This window comes from Waddliaceae bacterium (genome assembly GCA_018694295.1).
Lineage (GTDB): Bacteria > Chlamydiota > Chlamydiia > Chlamydiales > JABHNK01 > JABHNK01.
Genome location: JABHNK010000034.1, coordinates 1 through 3743, shown reverse-complemented (window position 1 = coordinate 3743; position 3743 = coordinate 1). Strand labels below are relative to the sequence as shown.

Sequence of the window (3743 nt, the reverse complement as noted above, 5' to 3'; positions counted from 1 at the left end):
GTCTTCCTTTGTGCCGCTAAGGTTGGTGGTATCTTAGCCAACGACACATACCCTGCGGAGTTCATCTATGAGAACCTTGCTATACAGCAAAACATCATACACGAATCGTGGCGTTGTGGTGTGCGGCGTCTGATATTCCTTGGATCTTCGTGTATATACCCTCGCGGATGCCAACAGCCGATGAAAGAGGAATGTCTTCTTACTGGTACTCTTGAGAAGACAAACCGTCCATATGCCATCGCCAAGATTGCTGGCATTGAGATGTGCTGGGCGTATAACAGGCAATACAGCACGAAATTTTTGGCTGCCATGCCAACGAATCTCTATGGCCTTAACGATTCTTATCACCCTGAGAATTCTCACGTACTTCCTGCATTGCTTCGGAGGTTCCATGAAGCCAAAGAGTCTGGATCTCCTTCCGTGACGTGTTGGGGAACTGGAACGGTACGAAGGGAATTCCTTTATAGCGACGACGTTGCCGATGCTTTGTTTATGCTTTTCAGTCTCGATGATGATGCTTATGATTCTCTTGTTAGTTCTGAAGAAATCCCACCGCTTATCAATATAGGCTGCGGCGAAGATATGACGATAAAAGAACTCGCCGAAGCGATCGCCGATGCTGTCGACTACCGTGGTGAGATCTTATGGAATACTAGTCGTCCTGATGGAACGCCGCAGAAGCTCCTCGACATCACGAAGATCAAGTCGTTGGGATGGTCTTCGACGACATCGTTGAAGGAAGGTCTTAAGAAAAGTTATGCTGACATGCAGAAAAACGCATTACAATAAGGATTGCTATGTCACGGCCACGTATTGCTTTCTTAGGGCGCCAGCCTCACGAGAAAACGAAGAGCGACGCTCTTCTCATTGATTTCCTTGAAGATTTCGCCGATGTCACGATGTTCCGCCGCGAGCGTCTTACTAATAAAGAGCTCGTGAAGCAGGTCAACGCTATCGACCCTGATATTGTTGTTTTCTTCCAGCTGCCACCTTCATTTTCAAAGCATCTTCTGCGTTTGCGTTGTAAAAACTTCGTATGGCTTCCTATGTGGGATGGTTTTAGGGAGTTCTCTTGGCGCAAAAAACTTTTTTATCGTCTGTATGATGTCCATATCATCAGCCACTGCAAAAAGATCCATGAATACGTCTCCTCGCAGGGGCTCTCATCACTACACGTACAGTATTTCCCTGAACCTTCTATTTCTGAGGACATACCTTTGAAAGGCTCTCCGCCATATACTTTCTTTTTATGGCCTCGCGACCCGGAGATAACTATCGACACTCTGGTAAAGATCGTCGGCGAAGATTCTATAGCTAAAGTGATATACAAGGGAGACGTCCCTAAAGATATGGCTAAGGATTACCGCTTTGACGTCGAAAGCGTTACTGGATGGCTTGCCACCGAAGATCTTTTCGCCAAGATCCGCGAAGCAGACTTCTATATCGCCCCAAGATTCCAAGAAGGCATAGGCTATAGTTTCATAGAAGCTATGGGCCTTGGAATGCCTATTCTCGCCCATGACGACGCCACTATGAACGAATATGTCGTCGATGGAGTGACAGGGAACCTTTTCTCTTCGGACTTCGTTCTCAATTCGGAACTTATAAGCCCAAAAAGACAACACGATGATATCATCAAAAATTGTAGAAAAGGAAGGGAAAAGTGGCTCGGCGATCTTTCTGCTATGAAAACCTTTATACTTCGGGATATTCCATCATGAAAATCGTAGTCCTCACAGTAGGCGATAAAGACGCCGGAAGTACACGATTTAGGATAACGCAGTATATCCCATTTCTTGAAGAGCAAGGGCATACGGTAACACTCATTCACCAGGAAGGCATTGATTCTTCTATCTTAGGCGTCATCGCCGATGCCGATATTGTTATCAATCAAAAATGTCTTATCAACATGTCTTTAGCGCGTAAGATTCGTGCACACAGCAAGCGCCTTATCTTCGATTTTGACGATGCTGTATATACAAGGCATGGGAAACCGTATTCTTTCATTACGCAGTGGCGCGTCAACAAACGGATACGTTTCTGGCTTAGTAATTCCGATACTGTCGTTACTGCTAACCTATATCTAAAAAACTATGCAAACCATTACAGCGACAAAGCATGCGTTATTCCTATGGCTATCGACTTTGATACTTGGAAGCCTCTTGAGCATAACGATGGTGATGGCATCGTTATCGGCTGGGCGGGAGCGCCCAACAATCTATATCATTTAAAGCGTCTGGAGAATATTTTGGCGACGATACTAAAAAGGCATCCTCGCGTCTCTTTTAACGTATTTTCTGGGAAGAAACCTGACCTTGCGGTGCCTTTTTCTTATACTCCTTTCGTTCCTGGGACGGAACACCTCTTTACTCAGAAACTCGATATCGGGCTGCTGCCTCTTTCAGAAGACGCTTTCTCTAAAGGGAAGTCTCCGATAAAAGCGATTCAATATCTTGCCTGCGGCGTTCCTGTCGTCGGCAATGTCTTCGGCGCTACGCATGAAATCCTCAATGAAGAAAACAGCTTCGCCGTCGAAAGCGATGAAGAGTGGGTTTCTGCTTTAGAAGCGCTTATACAGCAGCGTTCGTTGGCGAAGAAGATGGGAGAATGCGGCCGTCGTCATGTTCTTGGCATCAATGATATCAAAACTACTCGTCAGCAACTTCTAAAACTTCTATCTGAATAAAACAAGCTTTTAGCTCATGTTCGCATATAATTCCATATACTTTTTAGCCTGCTTAGACAAGTCATATTCCTTTTTTGCTTTCTCGATACAATTCAAAGACATTTTTTTGCGCTTATCGGAATCACTGAAGAATTCATGGATTTTATCACTCATTTCTTTGCTATCAATTTTATTAACAAGATAACCATGTGTTCCTGTTTCAATTACATCTGGGATACCACCAATATTAAAGCCTACAACGGGCGTTCCGCAGGCTATAGACTCTGTTACTGTGTTAGGGAAATTATCTTGTAGCGAAGGAATTACAAATAGATCGGCGGCATTATAAAAAAGCGACAACAACCTTTTATCTGTAATACTATTAAAATGGATGTGTTGTAGCTCCGTGGGTATTTTTTGAGCGAAACTACCTATTGTGATAATAACATATTCTTCTGGGGCCTGTATCATATTTAATGCTTCAATAGCATATTTCGTTCCTTTTCTTTCCTCTGCTAAATTACATGCTATCAGTAAAACGACCTTTTTTTTATCTGGAATATCCATGGCTTCCCTTACCACCGACTTTCTAATAGGTTTAAATACATTTAGATCAACTCCGTTAGGTATCTGCGAGACAGGGAACCTTGAAAAAAACGGACTTTTTTTCACCTTCTGTGATATCCATGTGCTTAATGTTACAATGTGAAGCTGTTCTGGTGGCAATGCCTTGAAAATATTGTTTTTGCGCGCCCATATTTTATGTGACAAGTCGTTATCGTCATTACTACACAGGCTTGGGCATGCTCCACAACCATTAGTAAATTTATCACAGTCGTTATCATAATGACACCCGCCAGTAAATGCGTTCATGTCTGCAAGTCTCCAAATAACAGGTTTATTGTACTTTTGTATTATCTTGAAAAATCTTTCGTAGTCAATAAATCTGGCGACCCAATGCAAATGAACAACATCACATTCTTTTATGTCTTCAATAAATCCCTTCATATCAACTAAAGATCTATCGTCGCTGAAAATCTCTTCGGTTCTATCTTTATACTTGTTTATATCACCATTT

Annotated in this window: 4 protein-coding genes; 3 read left to right on the top strand and 1 reads right to left on the bottom strand. The window is 42.8% G+C overall.

Going from position 1 to position 3743, the window contains the following annotated elements:
- The 3 genes from HN980_03805 to HN980_03795 all read left to right on the top strand — a co-directional run.
- The coding region (locus tag HN980_03805; GenBank protein MBT6928603.1) for a GDP-L-fucose synthase at window positions 1-789 on the top strand (789 nt) is incomplete at its 5' end.
- Between the two features lie 8 nt (window positions 790-797).
- Window positions 798-1721 carry a glycosyltransferase gene (locus HN980_03800; GenBank protein MBT6928602.1) on the top strand — a complete coding sequence of 308 codons (924 nt, stop codon included), beginning with the start codon at window positions 798-800 and terminating at the stop codon, window positions 1719-1721.
- A complete protein-coding gene (locus HN980_03795; protein ID MBT6928601.1) occupies window positions 1718-2686 on the top strand; it encodes a glycosyltransferase in 969 nt (322 codons plus the stop codon). Before HN980_03800 ends, HN980_03795 begins: the two co-directional genes overlap by 4 nt.
- A 9-nt stretch (window positions 2687-2695) precedes the next feature.
- Here HN980_03795 and HN980_03790 read toward each other — a convergent pair.
- The coding region (locus tag HN980_03790; GenBank protein ID MBT6928600.1) for a glycosyltransferase at window positions 2696-3743 on the bottom strand (1048 nt) is incomplete at its 5' end.